This window comes from Achromobacter sp. ACM02 (assembly GCF_014851605.1).
In the GTDB taxonomy this organism is placed as follows: domain Bacteria; phylum Pseudomonadota; class Gammaproteobacteria; order Burkholderiales; family Burkholderiaceae_B; genus Achromobacter; species Achromobacter aegrifaciens.
This window is the reverse complement of sequence record NZ_JACUZY010000027.1, coordinates 1-492: the sequence shown is the minus strand read 5'-3', so window position 1 is coordinate 492 and position 492 is coordinate 1. Positions and strand designations below refer to the sequence as shown.

General features: G+C 67.5%; 1 protein-coding gene. It reads left to right on the top strand.

Annotated features, from left to right (window positions below):
- On the top strand, positions 1-492 hold a 492-nt coding region (locus tag IB258_RS30220; RefSeq protein WP_192353589.1), incomplete at both ends, for a GntR family transcriptional regulator.

Below are 492 nucleotides of genomic sequence, written 5' to 3'. Positions count from 1 at the left end.
TGCGCGAAGCGCTGGCGCTGCTGGTGTCGGACGCGCTGGTCATCGCGCAAGGACAGCGCGGCTTTCACGTCACGCCGATTTCGCTGGAAGACTTCCGCGACATCACCGAGAACCGCGTGCTGCTGGAAACCCAGGCCCTGCGCCAGTCCATCGCCCTGGGCGATGACGACTGGGAAAGCGCGGTGCTGGCCGCCTTCCACCGTCTGAGCAAGGCCGAACAGCGCCTGGCCGCCGACCCCGACACCCGTTTTGAAGAGTGGGAACAGCGCAACCGCGAGTTCCACCGCGAACTGATCCGCGCCTGTCCGTCGCGCTGGCTGCATCACTTCCTGGGCATCCTGTACCAGCAGGCCGAGCGCTACCGCCGCCTGACCGTCACGCGCAAGCCCATCGCGCGCGACCTGGACGACGAACACAAAGGCATCCTGGACGCCACGCTGGCGCGCGATGCGGACCGCGCCTGTGAATTGCTGGCCGCCCACATCCGCCTGA